Raw genomic sequence first — 23,956 nt, 5'->3', positions numbered from 1 at the left:
GAGCCGACCGCCACCCGCCCGGGTTATCCGTCGGCCCTCTTCGACGCCGGGGAGGAACTCTCCGGCCGGATGCTGGTCGGCGCCGACGTGCTGGACTGCGGAGCCGGCACCGGGATCGCCACCCGGCTGTTGCGCGAGCGCGGCGCCCGCGTCGTCGCCCTGGAGCCGGGCGCCGGCATGGCCGCGGAACTGCGGCGGGTCGAGCCTGGCGTCCCGCTGGTGCGGGGTGAAGGGAACCGCCTGCCCTTCGCCGCCGGCAGCTTCGACGTGATCACCTAGGCCCAAGCCTGGCACTGGACCGACCCGGCCTGTTCCGTCCCCGAAGCGATGCGCGTACTACGCCCGCACGGCGTGCCGGCCCTGTGGTGGAACGAAGCCGACGTCCGCGTCCCGTGGGTCGCGGCGGAGGATGCCCGACTCGCGCCCTTCACCCGCGACTTCCCGACAACCGTGGCCGAGTTGTTCGCCGCATTTCCGGTCCAGGTACTACTGGGCCAAGCGCGATGGCGACTGGAACGGATACCGGGGTCCCTTCACCGAGTCGCTGCGCCGTCGTCCATCGCGGCCTTCTGCCGGCGTGTGGGACTGCTCAGACCGCCTGGGCGGTCGGAAGGATGGTGATCTCGGTGAGGTTCACGTGGCGGGGGACGGCGGCCATGAAGGCCACCGTCTCGGCCACGTCGGCGCCCTTGAGGACGTCGATGTCGTGGATGAGGTCCGCCATCAGCTTGGAGGCGTCCGGGTCGGTGACGTGGTCGGGCAGCTCCGTGTCGACCATGCCGGGCTCGATGGTGGCGACGCGGACCATCTTGCGGCCCAGTTCGACGCGGAGCAGGCGCGTGAGGTGGCTGATGTAGGCCTTGGTGCCGGAGTAGATGGAGAACTTCTCCAGGATCCGGGTGGCCGCGATGGAAGAGGTGTTGATCAGGTCGGCGGGCCTGCCTTCGGCGGCGGCGTCGGTGAGGTGGGGGAGAAAGGCGGCGATGACGTTCATCAAGCCGGTGATGTTGAGGTCGATCTGGCGCTGCCACTCGTCGACCTTGAGTTCCTCGATGCCCGAGATGAGCTGGACGCCGGCGTTGTTGAAGACCAGGTCGGCGGTGCCGAACCGGTCGGCGACCTGCGCCGCGGCCCCCTGGACGGCCTCGCGGTCCGTGACGTCGACAGCGATGGCGAGGGCGGTACCGCCGCCCGCTTCGATGTTCTTCACGACACCGTCCAGGCGCTCCTTGCGCCGAGCAAGGACCACCACCGTGGCACCGAGTTGGGCGAGGCGTTCGGCGGTGGCAGCGCCCATGCCGCTGGACGCGCCGGATACGACGGCGACACGATCGGTCAGGGGGGTTCCGGTAAGCAGAGCAGACATAACGAAGACCTCATTCTTCGATGAAAGGGATGAGAGGGGATTTCGAGCCCGGCCGCGCCGGGCTGCGTCGAGGGCGGCCACCGCCTGGCAGGGTGCGGTGTTCCAGCCGCAGACGATCTCAGGCGTCGTCGTGACCGGTGGCGGCGGACTTCTCGCTCCACGGTTCGAGGTCGTCGCGGATCTGTTGGATCTTGACCTCAAGACGCTCGATCGTGTCCCGGCCCAGGTACAGGTGGGTGGGAAGCTTCTCACCGGAGGCGACCTCGACGATCAGGGCCGCGCCCTTGACCGGGTCGCCGAGCTGGGCGTGGTTGGCTTGGTCGATCCAGTCCAGTGTCACGTGCGCGGGGGTGTCGTCGTAGTCAGCGATGCGGTTCGCGGCGACCGACAGGGAACTGGCGTCGAGGAAGTCGGTGCGGAACACGCCAGGCTCGACCACCATCGACTGGATGCCGAACGGCGCCATCTCGGCCGACAGTGCTTCGCTGATGCCGGCGACGGCGAACTTCGATGCCGAGTACAGGCTGACCCCGGGCTCGCCCTCGAAACCGGAGCGGGATCCGATGTGCACCAGCTTGCCCGCCCCCTGCTTGCGCATTACGGGAAGGACAGCGCGGGTGACGTTGATGAGGCCGAATACGTTCAGGTCGAACAGTGAACGAGCCTCGGCGTCGGTGATCTCTTCCAGCGCCCCCAGCAGGCCGCGGCCGGCGTTGTTGACCAGGACGTCGATACCGCCGAACTTGTCGACAGCTGCCTGGACGGCCTGCGGGATGCTGCGGTTGTCCGTGACGTCCAGTGCGACCGCGAAGACGTTCTCGGCGTTCTTCAGGTCATCCGGAATGCGCTCCGGATTGCGGACGGCGAGGACGGCATTGTGTCCAGCCGCCAGGGCGGAACGAGCAATTTCCGCGCCAAGTCCCCGGGAGGCGCCAGTAATGAACCAAGTAGCCATGGGAGGAAAACCTCTTTCGTTGATTCCCCGTTGCCGGGGGTTTTCTTGCTTACGGATTCAATGGTGCTCCCCACCCATGGCCATATGAAGGCCGCGGTCTTCCTGGGAGTTCTACACCCAGGAAACCGAACGGTTTGATGACGTATCAACGAAAGAGGGGTTCGCCGGAATGTCAGTTGTCCGGAGCGGGCTCCTGCTCCTGGGGCTGGGCGGAGGCGGCAATGGTCCCCAGGAGCGAGAGGGCATCCGCTGAGGGTGAGTTGGGCTCGGCTTGCAGGATGATGAGTTGCTGTCCCGGCGAGCTACGGATGTTGAGCGCTTCGGGTCGCAGCTCGATGTCACCCACTGCCGAGTGATGCACCAACTCCACTTCGCACGGAGGCACGACGGTGTACTCGTGGGCCCAAAGCGCCCGGAACTCGCTGTTGCGGACGGACAGTTCACCGACCAGTTGGAGGACGCGGGGATCGTCCGGCGTGCTTGCCGCGCTCTGCTGAAGGTCTGCGACGGCACGGTTCTTGGCCCGCTCGGGGTTCCGGTGGAAGGCCCTCGCTGCCGGATCGAGGAAGAGCATGCGCAGTACGTTGTCGTGCTGCATGAAGTCGGAGTAAAGGGCGTCGGCCAGAGGGTTGGTCATCAGAAGGTCCTGGGCGTGCCCGATGATGAAAGCCGGTGTTCTGGGCCAGCTTTCGATCAGTTGCCGCAAGTGGGGCCGGACGCGCTCCACTCGCGCTGGGCGCCTTGTCCGCCGGCCGGGGTGCTGCGCGAGCCGGTAAAGCTGACGGACGTCGTCGTTTCCCAGTTGCAGCACCCGGGCCAGGGCATCCAGCACGCGCCGGGAGGGATGGAGCTCACGACCCTGCTCCAGCCGCGTGTAATAGCTCGAACTGACGCCTGCCAGGGCGGCGACTTCGTCGCGCCGCAAGCCGGGCACCCTCCGACGGACGGTGCTGGGCAGCCCTGCGTCCGTGGGGCTGAGGCGTTCCCGGCGGGCGCGGAGGAACTGACCCAGCCCTTCACCCGTGTCAGGAGGCGTGGCGCTGTCCATACCTCTGAGACTAGGGAGAAGAAGTTCCGGAAGGATCTGCGGACGGTGGGTGTATTACACCCAGGACCGGCGGTCCTACGGTCCTCCGGAGGGGAGTGGTAGACCGGGTGACGGGAGGAGAATCCGGATATCCTGTCGATGAAGACGGGTGCTTACTCGGCGTAAAGTGTACGCGAGGTTTCGTATTGCATGGTGGACGCTTATAAAAGCGACGGAAGGCGACTAGTCTTACCGGCATGAGCAATGGGACGCCGTTGGGTGATTTCCTCAGAGCCCGCCGAGAGGCCTTGAAGCCGCATGATGTCGGTCTGCCCGAGCACGGACGCCGTCGGGTCCAGGGGCTGCGCAGGGAAGAGGTCGCGCTGCTGGCCGGGGTCAGTTCCGACTACTACATCAGGCTGGAGCAGGGACGTGAGCGCAGCCCGTCCCCGCAGGTCGTCGAGGCGGTGGCGCAAGCGCTGAAACTGAACGAGGAGGCCACCGACCATCTCAATCGGTTGTGCCTTGCCGCTTCGCAGCGCCAGCGCGGCTGGGGCAGCCAGGAGCGGGTCAGCCGGCAGTTGCTGGAGCTGATGGACGGGTGGGAGCACACTCCCGCCTTCGTACTGGGCCCTGCCCTCGACGTACTGGCGGGCAACTCCCTGGCTACGGCCCTGCATGGGGCATTCGACCAGTTCGACAACCTTGCTCGTATGGTTTTCGTCGACCCGGCGGGACGTGATTTCTACCAGGAGTGGGAGCGGGCCGCGCACTCCTGCGTCGCTGAGATCCGTGCCGCCTACGGTTACGACCCCACCTCGGAGCGGATCGCCGAGGTGGTCGAGGAACTCTCCCTCCTGAGCGAGGAGTTCGCCCAGATCTGGCAGATGCACGAGGTGAAGAGCAAGTCCCAGGAGGGCAAGCACCTCAGGCATCCCCAGGTCGGCGATCTGCACATCAAGTCCGCGGCGTTCACCGTGAACGGTGCTCCGCATCAGCAGCTGGTTGTCTACCAGGCCGAGCCTGCCAGCCCGACTGCTGCTGCCTTTGAAAGACTGCGAGCCATGGTTGCGGCCTCCCGGCAGGCTCCGGCTGCTGAACCCGGGACCGACCCTGTGGTCAACGAGCTGTAGCGCCCAGTGATCCGGTCCCGCCCAGCTCAGTGCGCTCGCACAGAGACAGGGTGGGTGCGGAACTCCCAGGAAATCCGTGACCTGGTTGTCTCCCTCGCCGCAGACGACTGTGGAGGCATGAACACAAGCGCACCCCACTCCTTCGTCGGCATGTGGGTCACCGCCGATGGACACATCCGGCAAGAACTCCTGCCGACCGGCCGGTACGACGAAGCTCGCGGAAGCCGCAAGAGCGCCTACACCGGCAGCTACACCGTCACCGGTAACCACATCGATTACGTCGACGACACCGGCTTCACCGCCACCGGCGACGTCCGCGACGGCGTCCTCTACCACGAACACCTCGTCCTCTACCGAGAGAACAGCCCCAGCCAGTGATCAGCAGGAAGTGCGTCCTGGTTACCGGCGCCCAGAGCGAGCGGAGCGTGAACGCGCGGCTGCGGCCACCGCGGACGTGGCTGAGCACGCCCCGCCGTGCGAGTTCTGCGGGCGGGGGCAGCGGCTCGCCGGCGCATTCCCCGCATCCTGCCAGCCACCGAGGTCGACTTGAGCCGGAAGGGATTACCTAGCGACGCCCGGCCGTGGGTCAGGCTCCGGGGGTGCCGTTCGTGTGCGCCTCGCCCGGCGGTCCAGCCCGCGGTGCACGCCCCGGCCGGGCCCGGCGTCGCCGGGATGCCGACGGCGGTCGCGGTGACGTGGGTGACCGCGCTGGGTGTGGTCGGCGCACTGGTCCACGCGTACACCGCCGCTCTGTTGATCGGGAGGGGGCGATCCAGCTCGTAAGGGAGAAGCGGTGCCTCAGGCGGCCATGTCTGCCCCTGATCGCCGTTCGTCCGACAGCCCGTGCACCTGCCATTCGCGGGGCGTCATGCCGTACGCGTCGCGGAAGGCCCGACTGAAGTGGGCGGCGCTCACGAAGCCCCACCGGCGTGCGATGACCGCGACTCCGGTCTCCAGGGCCCTGGGGCGGAGAAGGTCGCGGCGGCACCGGTCCAGGCGCTGCGCCCGGATCCATCCGGCCACCGTGGTCTTCTCCTGCTCGAAGATCTTGTGCAGGTAGCGCACCGACATGAAGTGAACGGCGGCGATGGTGCGCGGCGACAGGTCGGGGTCGCCCAGGTTCCTCATGATGTGGTCCTTGACGCGCACCAGCGTGGCAGCGGCTGTCGCCGTGGGCGGCCCGGACAGACGGCCGCGGCGCTCGTCGATGAGCAGCGCCAGCAGATCCAGTGCGGTGACGGCGAGCTGACGGCCGACGGCGTCGTCGACATCGGCTGCCACGCGTCCCAACCCCGCGAAATACTGGGCCAGGAGAGCCGAACTCCCCTCCGTGCCGGTGAAGGTGGTCGCGGTCAGCGAGCGCAGGTCATCGGTCCGCACGGAAAGCACTTCGCGAGGAAAATGGAACGACGTGAAAGCAAACCTTTCATGGAGCGTTTTCGTGAACGTGCGGGACGAATCCGAGAGGGAGAACTGGCCGGGCCGGACCACGCACTGTCGCCCGTCCTGTTCCTTTATCGCGGTACCTCGCTCCTGGAGAGTGAGGATGATGAGTTCCTGCTCTTCGCCGGCTATCAGACGTCTGCTCCGCGTCACCGTTTGCGGGCCCGCCTGGACACGGGAGATCCGCAGGACACCGAGCCGATCGCTGACGATGTCGCCAGGTGACGGCTCCTCCTCAAGGAGATCGACACCGAGCGGTATGAAGGTGTTCGTCACCGCTTCATGCCAGCGCTCCACCCGGTCGGACGCGGACAGCTCCGCAGTGGACACAATGACGGGCATCGATCTTCCTCCGCAAGTCGTGCAGCGATCAGGAGGCTGTGGCCGGCATTGGGGCCACCCTTACGCCTGGTGGCCGGAATGTCCACCCAAGAGGAGGACAAGAATTCCGCATCTGCGCTGCCGCCTCCGATGGAAGACATGGTTTACCGCAATGGCGGCCTGGTGCATGACCATTCGATTCCAAGGTCGTCGCGGTCCGCGCGGGACAGACCGGTCAGCCGGAGACGTGCCTGGACCTGGGGACATCGGCCGCGCCCACCAGTTGATCACCAAGGTCCCGATGCTCTGAGCGGCGTGATCAACTTGTATGCGAATCTCGACGAGTTGCGACAGCTGCGGCAAGTGCGGGCGCGGACGTGGTGCTCCGCATGTACGAGCGAGGCCCCCGGACAGTTGATCGAGATGTCTGACGTCTCAACCACGCTGCTCAGGGGCCTCGTTGGTCATCTGTCCTGCCGCACTCGACCTGCCCCATGCGCTCGTGGAGTGGGTCACCATGCTCGTTGTCACCCGTGAGGGCGACCGACGCTGCAAGCTCCGCCCGTCCCGGCGCGGATGGTGGCACTGGTGTACCTACGTGAGCACACAACCTTGGCAAAGATCGCTGCCGGGTCCGGGATCAGCGAGTCCACCGCCCACGCCTACACCAGCGCAGTCACCGACCTGCTCGCCCAACGTGCGCCGGGTCTACTGAAGGCCCTGCGCGAGGCCGACCCCGACTTCGTCCTGCTGGACGGGACCCTCGCCGAATGCGACCGGGTCGGCGACTCACGCGCCGACTACTCCCACAAGCACCGCCGGCACGGAGTGAACGTACAGGTGGTCACCGATCCGGACGGCCGGCTGCTGTGGCTCTCACCCGCGCTGCCGTGCCGCGCTCACGACCACCCTGGCCGCGGCACGGGCACCGGTCGAACGCGGCGTCGCCCGCTCGAAATCCTGGCGGATCTTCCGCAGGTCCCGATGCAGTCCGAACCGCATGACGTCAATCGCCAAAGCCATCCTCACCCTGGAGCGTCAAGGCTGAAGAAGCTCAATTGACCGATCCACTTTGGATCGCATTCATCATTGAATCGTGCGCGAAATGTAAAATCCTGCCGACTTGCGATCAGTATTGCGGAGTGCTGCTCTGGAATAGGCAGGGGGTAAAGGGCTAAATGATTCGGGCCCGAATGGGTGGCGTTCAGCCGAAGGAGGGGGACGACGCGTCGTGTGACGACGGGATACCCCGCGCTGCGACCCGCTATCGGAGGTTCACGATGACACAGGTCTCTTCTGCCCGCATTCCACTACGCCAGATCATGGCCGTGCTCTTGACGGCCGCCCTGACGCTCTCCCTCTCGGTGGTGCTCACCGTTACCTCGACGAAAGAAGCAGCCGCCTCGTGCTCCGCCAGCCGGTTCAACGGAACGTGGCGCTCGTCCGACGCGAGGCTGAAGCGTATCGACGTATGGCAGGGAGAGGACTGCCACCTGTACGCCAGGGCCTGGTCCGTCTGCGAGAACGACTCGTCGCATATCTGCAGCTGGGGAAACAGGAGAATGGGAGACAGTCCCGAGCCGAACTTCCAGTTCGTCGGATACAACTGGAGCAACGCCGATGAGGTGCTGCACCTGCGGATGCAGGACAGGTCTCACATCTCGGTGTGGGACAGCACCGACTACCACAACGGTGAGAAGGTCAGCTTCACGGTCGCGATGAGCCGTTGAGCCCGCGAAGGGCAGCAACTCCACCCGCGCCGCTACTGGACGAGACCCCCTACCAAGACAGGTGGGGGCCTCGCCGCTCGTCCCCCGCCCCCGACAGCATGCGAACCACGCCGGGGTGGGCCTCAACCCACCGGCACAGGAGTTCTGTTGGTTCCCTATCCTGCCGCACTCGACCTCCCTCACGCCCTGGTCGAGTGGGTCACGATACTCATCGTCACCGCGAGGGTGACCGCCGCTGCAAGCTCCCGCCGCACCAGCGTGCGCTTGTCGCTCTGGTGTACCTGCGCCGTCACGACACCCTCGCCCGGGTCGTGGCCGGGTTGGGGATATCCGTCGGTACCGTCCGCGCGTACGTCACCAGCGGGGCCGGCCTGCTCGCCGAACGAGCCCCTGGCCTGCTCAAGACGCTGGCGGAGCATGATCCGGACTTCGTCCTGCTGGACGGGACCCTCGCCGAGTGCGACCGCGTCGGCGACGGCCGGGCGGACTACTCGGCCAAGCACCGCCGGCACGGCGTGAACGTCCAGGTCCTCACCGATCCGGCCGGCGAGCTGCTGTGGATCTCGCCCGCCCTGCCGGGCCGCACTCATGACCTCACCGCGGCCCGTACCCACCGGATGATCCGTATCTGCGAACGCCAGGGTGCCCCGTCCTCGCCGACCGTGCCTACACGGATGCCGGCTCCTGGGTCACCACCGGACTCAAACGGCCACCGGGCGGCGAGCTCACCCTCACCCAGCGCACCCCCAACCGGGCCCTGGCCGCAGCCCGGGCACCGGTCGAACGCGGCATGGCACGGCTGAAGTCCTGGCAGATCTTCCTCTGACGCCTACGCCCGCCACCCAGTTGGTGGACGTCAACCTGGACCCGCCGTTTCCGAGCGCGCCCGGGTTCCGGGCCGTGGACTTGCTGGTCCACTCCGGGCTCGTCGAGCGGTTCAGGCCACGGGTCGTGTCCACGACGTTGGCGTTGGCCTGGGTCGCTGCGGGTAAGCGCGCCGCGTACGTCACGGGTGGCGGGGCCCTGTCCGGGAGTGTGCAGTTCGCCGCCGGTATCGCTGTGTGCCGGGCCGCCGGCTGCGTCGTCACCGGCATCGATGGCGGCCCGGTCGGGCAGGCAGGCCGTGGGCTTGTGGTGGCCGCCGACGCCGCGACCCACGGTCTGCTGATGTCGATGATCTCCAGCCGAGGTCGGTGAGAAGACCGGAGCGGTTCCGCCCGGACGCGGCCCGAGTGGTCAAGCCACCGCCATGGTCCGAGACTGGAGACGGAGCCCCTTGCTCCTCCGGCGGCGGGTCACAGTCGCTCGGCGGGTCATTTCGCTCGGCGGGTCACAGTCGCTCGGCGGGTCATATCGCTCAGGAGATGACGTTGACTTCCTTCTCACCTGGCTTCCGAGGGCGCCCCCACTCGTTGACGGAGCGGCTGCCGCCCGGACAGTATCCGACCGAGTCGTTCCCCGTCCTGTCGGCCGGTCCCACTCCCCGGATTCCGACGGAGGACTGGTCCTTCACCATCACGACGGAACTCGGCGAGACGCGGAGCTGGAACTGGGACCAGATGATGGCCCTGCCCCAGCAGGAGACGATGACCGACATCCACTGCGTCACCCGCTGGTCCAAATTCGACACGCACTGGAGCGGGGTGTCCCTCGACGTCTTCCTGGAGGAAGTGGAGACCTCCGCCGAGTACGTGGTGGTCGACAGCTACGGCGGCTACACCACCAACCTTCCACTGGAGGACATACTCGAGGGCAAAGCCTGGATCGCCCACACCTACGACGGCTACGCCCTCTCCCCCGAGCACGGCGGGCCCGCGCGGCTACTGGTCCCACACCTCTACTTCTGGAAGTCGGCGAAATGGGTGCGCGGACTGCGGCTCACGCACGAAGACGACCCCGGGTTCTGGGAGTCCACCGGCTACCACAACTACGGCGACCCCTGGCGCGAGCAGCGTCACTGGGGTGACTGACCCATGGCTCTCGCCTGGCTGCCGGCACGGCTGGTCGGGCGCCGCGCGCAGAGCGCGACCGCCCGCACCCTGGTGTTCACCGTGCCGGGCTGGCCGGGTCACCTGCCCGGCCAGCACGTCGACGTACGTCTCACGGCCGACGACGGCTACCAGACCGTCCGCAGCTACTCCCTGGCCGCGCCCGCCGACGACGACCGGCTGGAACTGGGCGTGCAGGCGGTGGCCGACGGCGAGGTCTCGCCCTACCTGGCCGACCACCTGGCGCCGGGCGAGGACGTCGAGATACGGGGACCGCTCGGCAACTGGTTCGTGTGGCGCCCGGAGCAAAGCGAACCGGTGCTCTCGGTGGCGGGCGGTTCCGGTGTCGTACCGCTCATGGCGATGATCCGTGCCCACCGCTCGGCCGGCTCGCGCGGTCTCTTCCAGTTGGTGTACTCCGTGCGCGGTCCCGAGGACATCTGGTACCGGGAAGAACTCCTTGACGGCGGCCCCTTCCTCGACGTCCGGTTCGTCCATACCCGTCGGACCCCGCAGGGCACGCCCCGCGCGCCCGGCCGCATCACGGCGGCGGACCTGCGCGAGCCGGCGGCCCGGCTGGACGCGGTGAGCCCCGTGTACGTCTGCGGTTCCACCGGATTCGTGGAGACCGTCAGTGACCTGCTCGTCGAGCTGTTCGCCGACCAGGGGAAGGAACCGGCGACCATCCGTACCGAACGCTTCGGCTGACCCTTTTGTTCTTGAGCAGGGGAGATTCCCATGCAAGACTCCACCGCCTTCCTCGATGGCAACAGTCTCGCCGGTCCGTTGTCGGAGATCCTCTCCGTGGAGCCCACGACGGCCTGGTGGCGATGCCCGAACTGCCGGCAGTCCGGGCTGCTGGCGCAACTGCACATCTACGGACCCGAACCAGGAATGACCGCTCGCTGCCCGGGGTGCGCCTACGTTGCGCTGCGCCTGGTCAAGGAGGAGGACCACATCTGGCTGACCCTGGGCACCGGGACCGGAGCCTTCCGGTTCCGTACGGCCTGAAGGGGACCCCGCGGTCACACCGGTGAGAAGAAGCGGTACTCGGCCTCTCCCCTGCTCGTAAGGAGACATCACCATGGTGGCCAGCGACCTCGTTCTCATCACCGGCGCGGGTGGAGTGGGCCGCAAGGTCCTCGACGAACTGCGGGCGACGACCGTGCCCGTACGCGTGATGGTCCGCCGCGACGACGATCGCGCCGCCGCACTGCGCGCGACCGGTGCGGAAGTCGTCATCGGCGATCTGACCCGGCCCGAGACCGTCGCCCCCGCGTTGCGGGGCGTCGGCAGGATGTACTTCGCGATGCCGGTGTCGCCGGACCATCTGCTGGCGACCACCGTGGTGGCCAGCGTGGCGCGTGAGTACGGCGAGCTGGACGGCCTGGTGGACATGTCCCAGATGACGGTGTCCCAGATGACCGCCACCAGCACCACGGAGTCCCACCAGCAGCGGCTGCACTGGCTGGCAGAACAGGTGCTGAACTGGTCCGGTCTGCCGGTGGTCCACATCCGTCCGACGTCGTTCCTGGACAACCCGCTGTTCACCACGCTGGCGGCGCGATCGATCCGGGAGAACGGCACGATCGCGCTGCCGTTCGGTACGGGGCGCACGTCGCCGGTCGCCGTGGAGGACGTCGCCCGGGTGGTCGCGACCGTGCTCCGCGACCCGGCGCCGCACATCGGGCACGTCTACGAGCTGACCGGGCCGCGCACGCTCGACATGACGGAGATGGCCGAGGAGTTCTCACGGGCGCTGGGACGTCGGGTGACCTATTCCGACGTGCCCCTGGACCGATGGCATGCCGAGGTTCTCGCCCAGGCGGGCCTGCCGCCGCACACCGAAGAGCACATTCTCACCATGGCCCGACTGCACGCCGAGAACCGCTACGACCGCGCGTCCGCCGACGTCGAACGGCTGACGGGCGTACCCGCCCAGTCGGTCGAGGAGTTCGTGGCCGCTCGCAAGGATCTCTACCTGAGCTGACTCAGGCACCGGCTGAGCAGGATCAGGCTCAGCGTGCCGCTGGCGCTCAGGAACCAGCCGCCGTACGACGAGTGGGCGACCGCGTTGGACCCGACGTGGGACACGGCCTAGCACACATCTCTGACAAGCACCACAACAAGTGTGCCACCACGCAGACATGGCCTGATCACGCAGGCCCACTCAGCGATCAAATTCGGTCAACACTCTTACCGCACATGCCCTCAGGCCCTGTTCCGCCCGACCACACCCCGGTCGGACGCACGCCAACACCTGTCAAAGACTTGGTCTCCTGCCGCCCGGGCCGCGAGGGCCGACCAGGGTGCCTCAACCGCTTGGGGGGTTGGCGCGGTTTGCGCCTCTGGTACGGTCCCGGCGGGCCCCCTCTGTGCACCCGCGCGCCGACCACACGGACGGCCGGCGATCGGCAGCAGCGTTTCAGCCAAAGCCGGGACGCTCACTTGCCTCTGGGCTAGGTCAATTGAAGTATTTCTTCAGCCACCCTCCCATCTCCCCCCAAACGAGTTCCTTCACCCCCCATGCCTCGCCATCACCTCATCACCACGAGAGATCCCCCCCACTCGTCGACCTCCGGAGTCAGCTGATGATCGATGGGTTCAACGCCGCGCTGAAAACCGCCTTCGACTCCTGTAGCAGCTCACACGATCGCCTCGGTGACAAGATCTCGGAAAACATATCGTCCTTCCCGGAGATGACATTCGAGAAGGGCCAGGCCGTCTATATGTGCGGGTCCGCCGATTCGTCCATCTACATCATCGAGAGCGGACTCGTGAAAACCTCCATGTATTCGAGGGAGGGCAAAGAGCACCTGGTCACCATTCACTCCGACGGTGAGGTGTTCGGCGAGCAGTGCCTGATCAGCACGGAGCGCGCCGAGACCGCGGCGGCCATGACGGAGACCTCCGTCCGACGCGTACCCCGTGACCAGTTCATGGGCATCATGGCGGAGTCGGGCCTGCTGGCCGAATTCGTCAAGTGTCTCACCGCCAGACTCATAGATCAGCGTCAGGTGACGACGGAGCTGGTGACCCTGGAGAGCGAGCAGCGCCTTGCCACCACGCTTCTGCGCCTCTCCCGCAAGTTCGGCAAGCGGCGCGGCGACAGGATACTGATCGGGCAGCGCTTCACGCAGGAAGAGCTGTCGAGAATGATGGGGACCACCCGGTCCCGAGTGGGCTACTTCCTCAAGCGTTTTCGCAGCATCGGGCTGATCGTCGAAAACCCGCGCGGCCTCATAGAGGTCAACATGGAGCGCACGGTCGACTACGTCAACCTCCACGTGTGACGCCCCGCGAGGCCCATCTCTGGTGCCTGCGCCCGGACGAACTGCTCGGCACGCGGATTCCCGCCCTGTATCGGTCCTTCCTTTCCGAGCCGGAGCGCAGTCGACTCGATCGCTTCCACTTCGCCCGCGATCACGACGCCTTCCTGATCGCTCACGGCCTGAAGAGGGCCGCTCTGAGCAGGCTGTTTCCCGAAGTCGCCGCCAAGGCCTGGGAGTTCGCTCCGACTCCCCTGGGCAGGCCCGAAATCGCCCGGCCCACGGAATACCGCCCCGTGCGCTTCAGCATCACACACACCGACGGACTGGTCGCCTTCCTGGCCGCTCCCGGCGTCGACTGCGGGGTGGACGCGGAGCCTCTCAGCCGCACCCGCGACGTGGAGCCGCTGGCCCGGCGCAATCTCACACCCCTGGAGCGCGAACGCCTCGACGCCCTGCCGCCGTCGTCCAGGGCGGGGCACTTCTGCCGGCTGTGGACGCTGAAGGAGGCGTACGCCAAGGCGCGCGGACTCGGACTGCGGCTGCCGTTCGACCAGTTCGGGTTCCACGTCGGCGCAGACGGTCGCATCCACGCCCACTTCGGGCCGGGCGTGGACGACCGGGCCGCCCACTGGAGGTTCGCCCAGTGGGCCGTCGGCGCCCGGCACATCCTGTCCGCCGCGCTGCGCCGGGACGGGACCGGCGACATCGGGATCGTGCGGCACACCGCGCCCCCCGTGCCGGCGGACCCGGCCGCACCCGGGGTCGCTCACTATTGCGCAGACGGGCCCGCGGAAGCTGCTTATCGTCGGGCCACGGAATGAAGAGCCCTGGGTGAACGGCCCGTTGGTCCCCGCGGGCCGGGGATGGAATGTGATGAGCGAATCGGTGAGCTCCTCTCTCGCAATGGCCACGCACTCCGGTGACCCGGTCATTCCCACCGCGCAGCAGCAGGCATCCGTGCCGCTGGACCGCCTGATGCACTCCGGAAACTCCGGCCTCATCGTCCATCGCACCGGGCAGCTGCTGTACGACTTCGCGTCCGAGGGCCGTAATTTCTCGGTGGATCTGCTGAGTTACCTGAACGCGTCGCAGGCCGGGGTCATTTCGACGTACCTCTACGAGGAGGTCTTCGGCGTCCAGGACAGGCTGCACTGGTTCATCAACATGAAGTCGCCGCACAACTATCAGCGCCTCCTGGAGATGGTGGACCATGACTCCGAGTTCCAGGACATCTCCCTCTCGGACCGGCTGCCCGAGAAGGGCCACGGCAACTGGGAGCGCATGTTCGCCCCCGGCTCGCTCCAGGAGCGCATCCTCTGTCCGCAGCACGGCATGTCCCATCCGCCGGAGGGCGAGGTCGACCCGGCCGAGCTGTTCGTGGAGCCGGCCCGCTATCAGACCTCCCAGGAGGCCACCCTCCAGCTGAACTCGGCCACCGCGGGCGCCCTGGTGATGCGCAGCGCCGATGTCCACTACGACCTCCGCAAGGAGGCCAGGGCGTTCGCCTTCGACTGGCAGGAGTACCTGAACCGGGCGTTGCCCGGTCATGTCACCTCCTTCCTCTACGAGGAGACCTTCGGCAAGCAGGACCGCATCCACTGGCTGATCCACCTGCGCACCCTGGACGACTACGGCAAGGTCATCGAGCTGAGCCGCCAGGACACCGGATACCAGGAGCTGTTCACCCGGCAGCGGGTGCCCGACCACAAAGGCGGCGGCTCCTGGGGCGCGCTGTTCGTCCCGGGCAGCATCAACGACACCGTGCTCGTCCCCTACGTGCACCGCGCCGGCTGACGGACGTTCCGGCCGCGGGCCCGGGAAGGGAGAGGCGAGCCATGGCCGTCGGTATCGAGGCGATCAACGTCTATGCCGGACGGGCCTCCGTGAGCGTACGTCAGCTCTTCGAGGCCCGCGAGCTGGATCTCCAGCGGTTCGAGAACCTGCTGATGCGCCGGAAGTCGGTGAACTTCCCGTGCGAGGACCCGGTCACCAACGGGGTGAACGCCGCCAAGCCGCTGATCGACGCGCTGACGCCGGAGGAACGGGAACGGATCGAACTGGTCGTCGTGGGCACCGAGTCGGGCCTCGACTTCGGCAAGCCGATCAGCACGTATCTCCAGGACTGCCTCGGTCTGGACCGGCGCTGCCGCTCCTTCGAGGTCAAGCACGCCTGCTACGGTGGCACGGCGGCGCTCCAGACGGCCGCGGCGCTGATCGCCGCCAGCCCGGTCCCGGACGCCAGGGCGCTCGTCGTCGCGACAGACGCGGCGAGCGTGGCCGCGCGCGGCACCTACTGGGAGCCGTCCCAGGGCGCGGGCGCGGTGGCGATGCTGGTGGGCCGTGACCCGGCCGTCCTGGAACTCGACCCGGGCGCCAACGGTTTCCACAGCTACGAGGTGATGGACACCCTGCGCCCGCGCAGCGATCTGGAGACGGGCGACTCCGACCTGTCGCTGCTGTCGTACATGCACTGCCTGGAGATGAGCTTCCAGGCGTACCGGGACCGGGTGGCCGGTGCCGACATCGTCGACTCGTTCCGGCACCTGGTGCTGCACACCCCGTTCGCCGGCATGGTCAAGGGCGCTCACCGCGGTCTGCTGCGCAAGCAGCGGCGGGCCGCTCCCGACGTCATCGCCAAGGACTTCGAGGAGCGGGTGGCCCCTTCCCTGGCGTACTGCACGGAGATCGGCAACATCTACGGTGCCGCCCTGTACCTGGCGCTGTGCTCGCTCGTGGACCACATCGAGATCCCGCGCCCGGAGCGGATCGGCATGTTCTCCTACGGCTCCGGCTGCGCCTCGGAGTTCTACAGCGGGGTGATCACTCCGGTCACCAAGCAGCGGCTGGCCGAGCGGCGCGTCGGCACCGCGATCGCCGAGCGGCATCCGCTGGCCATGGACGAGTACGAACTGCTCAGCGATCTGAGCCTGCACCGCATGGCCGGAATACAGGACCACCGGTACGACGTGACGCCGTACGCGGGGCTCTACGAGCGGCAGTTCGAGGGGCGCGGCCTGCTCGTGCTGGACCGGATCGAGAACTTCCACCGCCGCTACCGATGGAGCTGACATGACCGGACCCGACGACCTCGGCGCGGTGGTGATCGCGGAGGAGCGCCATGTCCTGCGGGTGACGCTCAACCGGCCGGAGCGGCACAACGGCATCGACGGCGCGCTGCTCGCCGGACTGCACGCGGCCCTGGACCGCGCCGAAAACAGCTCCGCCTGCCGCATCGTGGTTCTGGAAGGTGCCGGCGGGGTGTTCAGCACCGGCATGGACTTCGCCGAGGCCTCCCGCGACGGCGCCGCCGGGGACGAGATCGCCGCGCACGGGGGCGAGCGGTTCTACGGGCTGCTCAAACGCTTCACCACCTGCCCGAGGGTGATCGCCTCCGTCGTGGACGGCCGTGCGGTCGGTGGCGGCGTCGGGCTCGCCGCGGCCTCCGACTTCGTCTTCGCCACCGCGCGTGGATCGTTCAGCCTGCCCGAGGCCCTGTGGGGACTGCTGCCCGCGTGCGTCCTGCCGTTCCTGATCCGCAGGGTCGGCTTCCAGCCCGCGTACGCCATGACGCTGAGCACCCTGCCGGTACAGGCCGCCGAGGCCGCGCGGACCGGACTGGTGGACGAGCTGACGGACGACACCGGGCTCGCCGTGCGACGGCTCGGCAACCGGCTCGCCAGACTGGACGCCTCCACCGTCCGGGAGATGAAGGACTACTTCCGGCGGCTGTGGATCCTCGACGACGACACCGAACGGACCGCCGTGGCGGAATTCGCCCGGATGATGTCCTCGCCCGTGGTGCGCGGCCGGATCGGTGACTTCGCCGCGCACCAGCGCTTCCCCTGGGAGGGCGCCGGGCAGACGAGCGGCGGGGAGCGGCGGGCATGAAGCGGGTGTGGCTGTTCCCCGGGCAGGGCGCGCAGACCCGGGGCATGGGCGCGGAGCTGTTCGACCGGTTCCCGGACCTGGTGGCGCAGGCCGACGAGATCCTCGGCTACTCCCTGCGCGAGCTGTGCGAGCACGATCCCGACGGGCGGCTGCTGGACACCCGCTATGCCCAGCCGGCCCTGTTCGCCGTCAACGCGCTCAGCGGGCTGGCGCGGCTCGGGCGCGACGAACCGCCGCCCGACGCGCTGGCCGGTCACAGCCTCGGCGAGTACAACGCGCTGTTCGCCGCGGGCTGCTTCGACTTCGCGACGGGGCTGCGGCTCGTGCGGGAGCGGGGCGCGCTGATGGGCCGGGCCGCCGGTGGCGGGATGTACGCCGTGCTCGGCGCCGACGCCGGCACGCTGACGGCACTCCTGGCCCGCGAGGGCATCGAGGAGCTGGACATCGCGAACCACAACTCGGCGGTGCAGCTGGTGCTGTCCGGGCCCGTCGAGGCGCTGCGCGGTGCCGCCGACGCGGTCCGCCGGGCGGGCGCCGGGCGCTGCGTACCGCTGAAGGTCAGCGCCGCGTTCCACTCCCGCTACATGGCCGAGGCCGCCGACGCGTTCGCGGCCTGCCTGGGGGCGGCGGACTTCAAGGCCCCTGAGGTGCCCGTCGTCGCCAACGTGACCGCCCGGCCGTACGGCGCGGACCCCGACGAGCTGCGGGCCACGCTGGCCCAGCAGATACGGCGGCCGGTGCGCTGGTGGGAGAGCATGAGCCTGCTGCTGGCGCACGGGGCGAACGAGGCGGTGGAGGTCGGGCCGGGACGGGTGCTCACCGGCCTGTGGGACGCGGCACGCAAGCAGCCCGCTCCGGTGCCGGAGACCGTACCGGCCGAGTTCGGCGCACCGGTCGTACCCGCCGTACCGGTGGTACCCGCGGCACCGGAGGTACGCGCATCACTGGTGGGACGCGCGTCACCGGCAGTCCCGGCGTCGTGGGTGGTACCCACGTCGCCGGCAGGCCCCGCTTCACCGGTGGAACCCGCCTCGCTGGCGACACCCGAAGCACCGGCAGTTCCCGCGTCGCCGGTGGTACCCGCCTCGTCGGTGACACCCGAAGCACCGGCAGTTCCCGCGTCATCGGGAGTCGCATCACCGGTGGTCCCCACATCACCGGTGGTACCCGCCTCACCGGCAGTCCCCGCGCCACCGGCCGTGGACGGCGAAACGGGCGCACGGTCCCGGCCGCACACCGGCCCCGCCGTGTCCGCCGCCCGGCTCGGGAGCGCCGAGTTCCGGCGGGACTACCGGGTGCGGCTGGCCTACCTCGCGGGCTCCATGTTCAAGGGCATCGCCTCCGTCGACCTGGTGGTCCGCATGGCGCGGGCGGGGCTGATGGGCTTCTTCGGGTCCGGCGGGCTCCGGCCGGACGAGCTGGCCAAGGCGCTGGACGCCATCCGCGGCGCGCTGGGCCCGTCGGCGCCGTTCGGCGTCAACCTGCTGTCGACACCGGACGATCCGGCGCGCGAGGACGAGGTCGTCCGGCTGTGTCTGGACCGGGACGTGCGCCATGTCGAGGCCGCGGCCTTCACCCAGGTGACGAGGGCGGTGGTGCGCTTCCGCTGCACGGGTGCGCACCTGGCCGGGGACGGGACCCCGGTCGCCCGCCGGCACGTCGTGGCCAAGGTGTCCCGGCCCGAGGTGGCCGCCGCGTTCGCCGCCCCGCCGCCCGCGGCCCTCCTGGACGAGCTGGTCGCGGCCGGTGAGCTGACCCCCGGGGAGGCCGCCGCCGCCCGGCTGCTGCCGGTCTCGGGCGACCTGTGCGTCGAGGCGGACTCGGGCGGCCACACGGACGCCGGGAACCCCTACGCGCTGATCCCGGCGATCGTACGGCTGCGGGACGACGCCATGCGCGAGCACGGCTATGCCCGGCGCATCCGGGTGGGTGCCGCCGGCGGACTCGGCAGCCCGGAGGCGGTCGCCGCGGCCTTCGTGCTGGGCGCGGACTTCGTCGTCACCGGCTCGGTCAACCAGTGCACACCCGAGGCCGGCACCTCCGACGCGGTCAAGGACCTGCTGGCCGGCCTGGACGTGCAGGACACGGCGTACGCGCCGGCCGGGGACATGTTCGAGCTGGGCGCGCGGGTGCAGGTGGTCCGCAAGGGCACGCTGTTCCCCGCCCGGGCCAACAAGCTGTACCAGGTGTACCGGCGGTACGGGTCACTGGAGGAGATCGACTCCGAGACCCGGGCGACCATCGAGCAACGCTACTTCCACCGGAGCTTCGACGAGGTCTGGGCCGAGACCCGGGCCCGGCTCGCGGCCGAGCGCCCGGCGGAGCTGGCCCGGGCGGAGAGCAGCCCCAAACACCGGATGGCGCTGGTGTTCCGCTGGTACTTCGTCCACGCGAACCGGCTGGCGCTGGCCGGTGACCCGGACGGCAGGGTCAACTACCAGATCCACTGCGGTCCCGCGCTCGGCGCCTTCAACCGCTGGGCGGCGGGGACGGACCTGGCCGACTGGCGCAACCGCCATGTCGAGGTGATCGCGACCCGGCTGATGCAGGGTGCCGCGGAACTGCTCGGCACGGCCCTGCCCCGCTGGTCGGCCGCGCGCTGAGCCGTGCCCGGCGCCCGGCGCGGCCCCGACCCGCCCCCTTTCCGCGCAGAACCACGTCTGGAGGACACCGTCGTGACGTCGTCAAGCACATGTCTGCACCATCTGTTCGAGGAGGTGGTGCGCAAGGACCCGGAGCGGGTCGCGGTCACCGCCCCGGACGGCCGTCTGAGCTATGCGGCGCTGAACGCCCGCGCCGACGATCTCGCCGCCCGGCTGAGGACGCTCGGCGTCGGCCCCGACGTACCCGTCGTGCTGTTCGCGGACCGGTCCACCGAGCTGTTGATCGGTCTGCTGGGCATCCTGAAGGCCGGCGGAGGCTACGTCCCCGTGGACCCGGACTATCCGGCGGAGCGCATCGGGCTGCTGCTGCGGGACAGCGGCGCCCGGGTGGTCGTCACGGCCGCGAAGGCGGCGGACCGACTGCCGCCCGTCGACTGCCCGGTCGTGGTGGCCGGGGCACCGGGCGGCGGGGGCACCGACGCCCGGGCCGCGGCACCGGCCGCCTCCTCCGGCAGCGATCTCGCCTACGTCATCCACACCTCGGGATCGACGGGTGTCCCCAAGGGCGTGGCGGTCGAGCACCGCAACGTGGTCCGGCTGTTCGAACAGACCGCCGGCGTCTACGACTTCGGACCCGAGGACGTGTGGACGCTCTTCCACTCCGCGAGCTTCGACTTCTCCGTGTGGGAGATCTGGGGGGCGCTGCTGCACGGCGGCCGGCTGGTCGTCGTACCGTCCGAGGTGGCGCGCTCGCCCCGCGAGTTCCGGAGCCTGCTGACCGCCGAAGGGGTGACCGTCCTCAGCCAGACTCCGTCCGCGTTCCGCCAGCTGGCCGCCGTCGACGAGGAGAGCGGCGACGGCCTCGCAGGCCTGCGGCTGGTCGTGTTCGGCGGTGAGCGGCTGGATCCCGCGCTGCTCCGGCCGTGGTTCGCGCGGTACGGCCGGCGGGGTCCGCGCCTGGTCAACATGTACGGGATCACCGAGACCACCGTCCATGTCACCCACCACACGCTCACCGAGGCGGACCTCGACCGGGACGCCAGCCCCATCGGGGTCCCGCTGGGCGACCTCACCGTCCGGCTGCTCGACCCGTCGGGCACGCCGGTGCCGGACGGGCAGCCCGGTGAGATCCATGTGTTCGGCCCGGGTGTGACGCGCGGCTACGTCGACCGCCCGGAGCTGACCGCGGAACGCTTCCTGGAGATCGGCGGTGAGCGTTGTTACCGCAGCGGCGACCTCGCCTGCCGGACCGCGTCCGGGGAACTGCTGTACCTGGGGCGGATCGACGCGCAGCTGAAGGTGCGCGGCTTCCGTGTCGAGCCGGGCGAGGTGGAGGCCGCGCTGTCCGCCCACCCGGAGGTGGCGCGGGCCGTCGTCGTGGCGCAGGACCATGGTGCCGGGGATGTGCGGCTCGCGGCCTATCTGCTCGCCGCGGGCGACGCGCCGGACCGGATCGGTCCCGCCGCTGCCGCCGCGCTGGCGGCGGATGTCACGGAGCTGGCCCGCCGGACGCTGCCGGCGCATCTGCGGCCGTCCGCCTACCGGCTGGTGCCGTACATCCCGCTCACCCCGGAGGGCAAGACGGACCGCTCCGCGGTCGCCGCGCTGGCCCTGCCCCAGGAGGCGCCGGACGGCGGGGCCGACGGCGCGGCGCTCACCGCGTCCGAGCGGGTCGTGCGGGACATCGTCCGGCAGGTGCTGGGCAGCGAGGTGCCCGGGCCCGACACCGACCTGTTCGACATCGGTGCCACCTCGCTGGCGTTCGTCCGCATCCTGCACGCCGTCAACCAGCGCTTCGGCATCACCGTCAACGTCACGGACCTGGGAGGCGTCGCCACTGTGCGACGGCTCGGCAGCTGTGTCGACTCCATCACCCCGCAGAGCATCGGAGCCTGAGCCACATGACCACCGAGCAGATCACGTCGGGTGCGGACCGCGCGTTCGCGCTGAGCCCCGAGGAACTGAACCGTTTCCGCGAGCAGGGCTTCTTCGGCCCGTTCAAGGTGTACGAGATCGAGGAGATGCGGGAAGCCTGGCGCAAGGAGCGGCTCGCGCTGATGGACCGCTCCATGGCGGTCTACGGCGACGAGGCCGCCGAGTCGGGGAACACCAACATCTCCAACTACGACCGCCACCTGGACTCGGCGTTCCTCGCCGACCACGTCTGCCGGCCGGAGATCGTCGACCGGGTGTGCAGCGTCCTGGGCCCGAACGTGCTGAACTGGCGCACCGAGTTCTTCCCCAAGTACCCGGGCGACGAGGGCACCGACTGGCACCAGGCCGACACCTTCGCCAACGCCTCCGGCCAGCCGCAGATCCTGTGGCCGGGCGACGCCGCGGAGTTCGGCGGCACCATCACCGTGTGGACCGCCTTCACCGAGGCGAACGAGGAGAACGGCTGTCTTCAGTTCATCCCCGGCACACACCAGTCGATGTTCTACGACGAGACCAAGCGGATGCACTACGCCCCGGAGCGGATCAACCGGGAGGAGAAGGGCAGCGTCAAGCGGGGCTTCTTCGGCTACGACTACCGCGAGTTGCAGATCGACCCGGACTGGACCCCGGACGAGTCCAGGGCGGTGTCGATGGTGATGCGCCCGGGCGAGGCCATCATGTTCTGGTCGACGCTGATGCACGCCTCGCACCCGCACAGCGGGGCCAGCGACCAGATGCGGCTGGGGTTCGCCGCCCGGTACGTGCCCACCTCGGTGCGGGTCTACCCCGACACGGAGGAGATCGAGGAGTACGGCGGCCGGGTGAGCCTGGAGAAGTACGGTGCGGTACTCGTGGCCGGCGAGAACACCCACACCCACAACAGGATCGCCACCCACACCACCCGCGGCCACGCCTTCACCACCCGGTGACGGGCATCGATGAATCCCGTACACAGTGAGCCGGCCGGGCCGGCCGGCGCGGCGGCCGGCGCGTTGGCGCGAGCTGTCCTGAGCGTCGTACCGCTGCTGGAGGCGCTGGGCGACCGTGATCCGCTGCCGGTTCCGGTTCCGCGGCCGGCCCAGGAGGTGGCCGCCGCCGTCGTGCGCCGACTGGCGGTGACGGGCTTGGCCTTCGTGCCGCAGGACGAGGCCGCGCCCGGCGCGGCCGGGGACACCGAGGTGTTCGTCCGGATCGTGGCCGGGCGGCTGCGGCCGGCCCTGGCGGCGCTGGCGTCGGCCGTGACCGGACCGCGGGACCGGGCGCCCGCCGAGACGGCCGCCGTCGCCACCGCCGCGACGGCCGGGGTGGCCCGGTGGCGCGCCGAGACGGACGCCGTCGCCGCCGACGGGACCCGCCTGCGCACCTACGCGGCCGGCGACCGGTCGGCGCCCGCCGTGATGCTGGTCTCGGCCTGCGGGATGCCCGCCGAGATCTGCGAGCCGTGGCTGCGCTTCCTCGCCCGGGAACACCACGTGATGACCTGGGAGAGCCGGGGCCTGTTCGGGCCGCTCGTCCCGCCGGAGGAGTTCGACCGCACGGGGCACACGGTCCGCGATCAGGTCGCCGACCTCGTCGCGGTCATGGACCATCACGGCGTGCGCAGCGCGCATGTGATGGGCCTGTGCGGAGGTGCGGTCATCGCCCTGGGCGCGGCGGCCGGCCACCCGGACCGGGTGGGCTCGCTGAGCCTGTGGCACGGTGACTTCGAGCTGGGTGCGGCCGCCCCCAAGACCGACCACCAGCGCAATCTGCAAGCCCTGATGGGCATGGCCGCGGAGGACCGGGCGAGCGCGGCCGCGATCAACTCGGCGCTGTTGCAGACCGCGCTGGCCACCGCCCCGCCCGACATGGCGCATCTGGTGCTGCTGCCGTACGCCGATCCGGAGCTCTTCTACCGGTACTGCGTGCTCAACGGCGCGCTCATGACGGCGGACGTGTCCCGGCTGCTGGACCCGGTCAAGCAGCCGGCACTGGTGGTCACCAGCGAGGACGACCACACGGCGCACCCCGAGGGGTCCCGGGTGGTGGCCGCCCGGCTGGCCGAGGCGACGCTCCGGGTGGAGCCGCACGGCGACCATCTGTCGCTGTTCGGCGCGGGGGCCCGGCTGGAGGAACTGGCGGCCGGCTTCCTGGCCGAACACGCCGTGCGGGACTGAGCCCGTGGCCCGGGGCCGCCCCGGAAAAAGCGGCCGGCCGGCTGCTGCGCAACGTTGAGCAGCATTTCAGGAGCGGCCCTGCCTAGGGTTTTCAGCGGGTTGGTTCGGCACCAGACAGCGAATGAACTCGTGGATGTCC

General features: G+C 69.3%; 20 protein-coding genes and 4 pseudogenes. 20 read left to right on the top strand and 4 right to left on the bottom strand.

Going from position 1 to position 23,956, the window contains the following annotated elements; all coding sequences use genetic code 11:
- Positions 1–9 precede the first annotated feature (9 nt).
- Positions 10–420 (top strand): annotated as a pseudogene (locus tag ACZ4WH_RS20420) (class I SAM-dependent methyltransferase); the annotation flags it as partial.
- A gap of 169 nt (positions 421–589) precedes the next feature.
- Here ACZ4WH_RS20420 and ACZ4WH_RS20415 read toward each other — a convergent pair.
- The 3 genes from ACZ4WH_RS20415 to ACZ4WH_RS20405 all read right to left on the bottom strand — a co-directional run bounded on the left by ACZ4WH_RS20415 (position 590) and on the right by ACZ4WH_RS20405 (position 3,369).
- Positions 590–1,366, bottom strand: a complete 777-nt coding sequence (locus ACZ4WH_RS20415; RefSeq protein ID WP_468182313.1) for an SDR family oxidoreductase — start codon at positions 1,364–1,366, stop codon at positions 590–592.
- 118 nt (positions 1,367–1,484) lie between these two features.
- Entirely contained in the window at positions 1,485–2,321 is an 837-nt protein-coding gene (locus ACZ4WH_RS20410; RefSeq protein ID WP_468182311.1) for an SDR family NAD(P)-dependent oxidoreductase, read from the bottom strand.
- A 172-nt stretch (positions 2,322–2,493) separates the two neighbouring features.
- Positions 2,494–3,369: a helix-turn-helix transcriptional regulator gene (locus ACZ4WH_RS20405; protein ID WP_468182309.1), complete on the bottom strand. Its 876-nt coding sequence runs from the start codon at positions 3,367–3,369 to the stop codon at positions 2,494–2,496.
- 236 nt (positions 3,370–3,605) lie between these two features.
- Between ACZ4WH_RS20405 and ACZ4WH_RS20400 the strand changes: the two genes are divergently transcribed.
- Positions 3,606–4,481: a helix-turn-helix transcriptional regulator gene (locus ACZ4WH_RS20400; RefSeq protein WP_468182307.1), complete on the top strand. Its 876-nt coding sequence runs from the start codon at positions 3,606–3,608 to the stop codon at positions 4,479–4,481.
- 117 nt (positions 4,482–4,598) lie between these two features.
- Complete coding sequence (locus tag ACZ4WH_RS20395; RefSeq protein WP_468182305.1) at positions 4,599–4,859, top strand: Atu4866 domain-containing protein; 261 nt, start codon at positions 4,599–4,601, stop codon at positions 4,857–4,859.
- Between the two features lie 420 nt (positions 4,860–5,279).
- Here ACZ4WH_RS20395 and ACZ4WH_RS20390 read toward each other — a convergent pair whose 3' ends face one another.
- Entirely contained in the window at positions 5,280–6,266 is a 987-nt protein-coding gene (locus ACZ4WH_RS20390) for an AraC-like ligand-binding domain-containing protein (RefSeq protein WP_468182303.1), read from the bottom strand.
- Between the two features lie 439 nt (positions 6,267–6,705).
- Between ACZ4WH_RS20390 and ACZ4WH_RS20385 the strand changes: the two are divergent.
- The 17 genes and pseudogenes from ACZ4WH_RS20385 (at position 6,706) to ACZ4WH_RS20305 (ending at position 23,817) form a co-directional block, all read left to right on the top strand.
- A pseudogene (locus ACZ4WH_RS20385) lies at positions 6,706–7,293 on the top strand (helix-turn-helix domain-containing protein).
- Between the two features lie 232 nt (positions 7,294–7,525).
- Entirely contained in the window at positions 7,526–7,975 is a 450-nt protein-coding gene (locus ACZ4WH_RS20380) for a hypothetical protein (RefSeq protein WP_468182301.1), read from the top strand.
- Positions 7,976–8,122: 147 nt separating this feature from the next.
- Positions 8,123–8,795: pseudogene (locus tag ACZ4WH_RS20375) on the top strand (transposase); the annotation flags it as partial.
- A pseudogene (locus tag ACZ4WH_RS20370) lies at positions 8,795–9,172 on the top strand (inositol monophosphatase family protein); the annotation flags it as partial. The pseudogenes ACZ4WH_RS20375 and ACZ4WH_RS20370, both read left to right, overlap by 1 nt.
- Before the next feature lie 173 nt (positions 9,173–9,345).
- Positions 9,346–9,945, top strand: a complete 600-nt coding sequence (locus ACZ4WH_RS20365) for a sulfite oxidase-like oxidoreductase (RefSeq protein WP_468182373.1) — start codon at positions 9,346–9,348, stop codon at positions 9,943–9,945.
- A 3-nt stretch (positions 9,946–9,948) separates the two neighbouring features.
- Positions 9,949–10,671 carry a ferredoxin reductase gene (locus tag ACZ4WH_RS20360; RefSeq protein ID WP_468182299.1) on the top strand — a complete coding sequence of 241 codons (723 nt, stop codon included), beginning with the start codon at positions 9,949–9,951 and terminating at the stop codon, positions 10,669–10,671.
- 30 nt (positions 10,672–10,701) lie between these two features.
- Complete coding sequence (locus tag ACZ4WH_RS20355) at positions 10,702–10,974, top strand: DUF6510 family protein (RefSeq protein WP_468182297.1); 273 nt, start codon at positions 10,702–10,704, stop codon at positions 10,972–10,974.
- A gap of 73 nt (positions 10,975–11,047) precedes the next feature.
- The gene (locus ACZ4WH_RS20350; protein ID WP_468182295.1) at positions 11,048–11,953 is read left to right on the top strand and encodes an NmrA family NAD(P)-binding protein; all 906 of its coding nucleotides are present in this window, start codon (positions 11,048–11,050) and stop codon (positions 11,951–11,953) included.
- A gap of 601 nt (positions 11,954–12,554) precedes the next feature.
- Positions 12,555–13,256 carry a Crp/Fnr family transcriptional regulator gene (locus ACZ4WH_RS20345; protein WP_468182293.1) on the top strand — a complete coding sequence of 234 codons (702 nt, stop codon included), beginning with the start codon at positions 12,555–12,557 and terminating at the stop codon, positions 13,254–13,256.
- On the top strand, positions 13,253–14,056 hold the full coding sequence (locus tag ACZ4WH_RS20340) for a 4'-phosphopantetheinyl transferase family protein (protein ID WP_468182291.1): 804 nt from the start codon (positions 13,253–13,255) through the stop codon (positions 14,054–14,056). Before ACZ4WH_RS20345 ends, ACZ4WH_RS20340 begins: the two co-directional genes overlap by 4 nt.
- An 82-nt stretch (positions 14,057–14,138) precedes the next feature.
- The gene (locus ACZ4WH_RS20335; RefSeq protein WP_468182289.1) at positions 14,139–15,029 is read left to right on the top strand and encodes a DUF6039 family protein; all 891 of its coding nucleotides are present in this window, start codon (positions 14,139–14,141) and stop codon (positions 15,027–15,029) included.
- Between the two features lie 41 nt (positions 15,030–15,070).
- Entirely contained in the window at positions 15,071–16,303 is a 1,233-nt protein-coding gene (locus ACZ4WH_RS20330; RefSeq protein ID WP_468182287.1) for a hydroxymethylglutaryl-CoA synthase family protein, read from the top strand.
- Position 16,304: 1 nt separating this feature from the next.
- Complete coding sequence (locus ACZ4WH_RS20325; RefSeq protein ID WP_468182285.1) at positions 16,305–17,123, top strand: enoyl-CoA hydratase-related protein; 819 nt, start codon at positions 16,305–16,307, stop codon at positions 17,121–17,123.
- A complete protein-coding gene (gene fabD / locus ACZ4WH_RS20320; RefSeq protein WP_468182283.1) occupies positions 17,120–19,726 on the top strand; it encodes an ACP S-malonyltransferase in 2,607 nt (868 codons plus the stop codon). The genes ACZ4WH_RS20325 and fabD overlap by 4 nt, the downstream gene beginning before the upstream one ends.
- 72 nt (positions 19,727–19,798) lie before the next feature.
- Positions 19,799–21,622: an amino acid adenylation domain-containing protein gene (locus ACZ4WH_RS20315; RefSeq protein ID WP_468182281.1), complete on the top strand. Its 1,824-nt coding sequence runs from the start codon at positions 19,799–19,801 to the stop codon at positions 21,620–21,622.
- 5 nt (positions 21,623–21,627) lie between these two features.
- The gene (locus ACZ4WH_RS20310; RefSeq protein WP_468182279.1) at positions 21,628–22,590 is read left to right on the top strand and encodes a chlorinating enzyme; all 963 of its coding nucleotides are present in this window, start codon (positions 21,628–21,630) and stop codon (positions 22,588–22,590) included.
- Positions 22,591–22,599: 9 nt separating this feature from the next.
- Entirely contained in the window at positions 22,600–23,817 is a 1,218-nt protein-coding gene (locus ACZ4WH_RS20305) for an alpha/beta fold hydrolase (RefSeq protein ID WP_468182277.1), read from the top strand.
- Positions 23,818–23,956: the final 139 nt, after the last annotated feature.

The organism is Streptomyces sp. NPDC029138, from assembly GCF_055564375.1.
This window is presented reverse-complemented; position numbering and strand designations above follow the sequence as displayed.

What these genes read in the sequence shown, in the direction of transcription:
- ACZ4WH_RS20415 (WP_468182313.1), bottom strand. Translation starts at nt 1,366, where the DNA reads ATGTCTGCTCTGCTTACCGGAACCCCCCTGACCGATCGTGTCGCCGTC.
- ACZ4WH_RS20410 (WP_468182311.1), bottom strand. Translation starts at nt 2,321, where the DNA reads ATGGCTACTTGGTTCATTACTGGCGCCTCCCGGGGACTTGGCGCGGAA.
- ACZ4WH_RS20405 (WP_468182309.1), bottom strand. Translation starts at nt 3,369, where the DNA reads ATGGACAGCGCCACGCCTCCTGACACGGGTGAAGGGCTGGGTCAGTTC.
- ACZ4WH_RS20400 (WP_468182307.1), top strand. Translation starts at nt 3,606, where the DNA reads ATGAGCAATGGGACGCCGTTGGGTGATTTCCTCAGAGCCCGCCGAGAG.
- ACZ4WH_RS20395 (WP_468182305.1), top strand. Translation starts at nt 4,599, where the DNA reads ATGAACACAAGCGCACCCCACTCCTTCGTCGGCATGTGGGTCACCGCC.
- ACZ4WH_RS20390 (WP_468182303.1), bottom strand. Translation starts at nt 6,266, where the DNA reads ATGCCCGTCATTGTGTCCACTGCGGAGCTGTCCGCGTCCGACCGGGTG.
- ACZ4WH_RS20380 (WP_468182301.1), top strand. Translation starts at nt 7,526, where the DNA reads ATGACACAGGTCTCTTCTGCCCGCATTCCACTACGCCAGATCATGGCC.
- ACZ4WH_RS20360 (WP_468182299.1), top strand. Translation starts at nt 9,949, where the DNA reads ATGGCTCTCGCCTGGCTGCCGGCACGGCTGGTCGGGCGCCGCGCGCAG.
- ACZ4WH_RS20355 (WP_468182297.1), top strand. Translation starts at nt 10,702, where the DNA reads ATGCAAGACTCCACCGCCTTCCTCGATGGCAACAGTCTCGCCGGTCCG.
- ACZ4WH_RS20350 (WP_468182295.1), top strand. Translation starts at nt 11,048, where the DNA reads ATGGTGGCCAGCGACCTCGTTCTCATCACCGGCGCGGGTGGAGTGGGC.
- ACZ4WH_RS20345 (WP_468182293.1), top strand. Translation starts at nt 12,555, where the DNA reads ATGATCGATGGGTTCAACGCCGCGCTGAAAACCGCCTTCGACTCCTGT.
- ACZ4WH_RS20335 (WP_468182289.1), top strand. Translation starts at nt 14,139, where the DNA reads ATGGCCACGCACTCCGGTGACCCGGTCATTCCCACCGCGCAGCAGCAG.
- ACZ4WH_RS20330 (WP_468182287.1), top strand. Translation starts at nt 15,071, where the DNA reads ATGGCCGTCGGTATCGAGGCGATCAACGTCTATGCCGGACGGGCCTCC.
- ACZ4WH_RS20325 (WP_468182285.1), top strand. Translation starts at nt 16,305, where the DNA reads ATGACCGGACCCGACGACCTCGGCGCGGTGGTGATCGCGGAGGAGCGC.
- fabD (WP_468182283.1), top strand. Translation starts at nt 17,120, where the DNA reads ATGAAGCGGGTGTGGCTGTTCCCCGGGCAGGGCGCGCAGACCCGGGGC.
- ACZ4WH_RS20310 (WP_468182279.1), top strand. Translation starts at nt 21,628, where the DNA reads ATGACCACCGAGCAGATCACGTCGGGTGCGGACCGCGCGTTCGCGCTG.
- ACZ4WH_RS20305 (WP_468182277.1), top strand. Translation starts at nt 22,600, where the DNA reads ATGAATCCCGTACACAGTGAGCCGGCCGGGCCGGCCGGCGCGGCGGCC.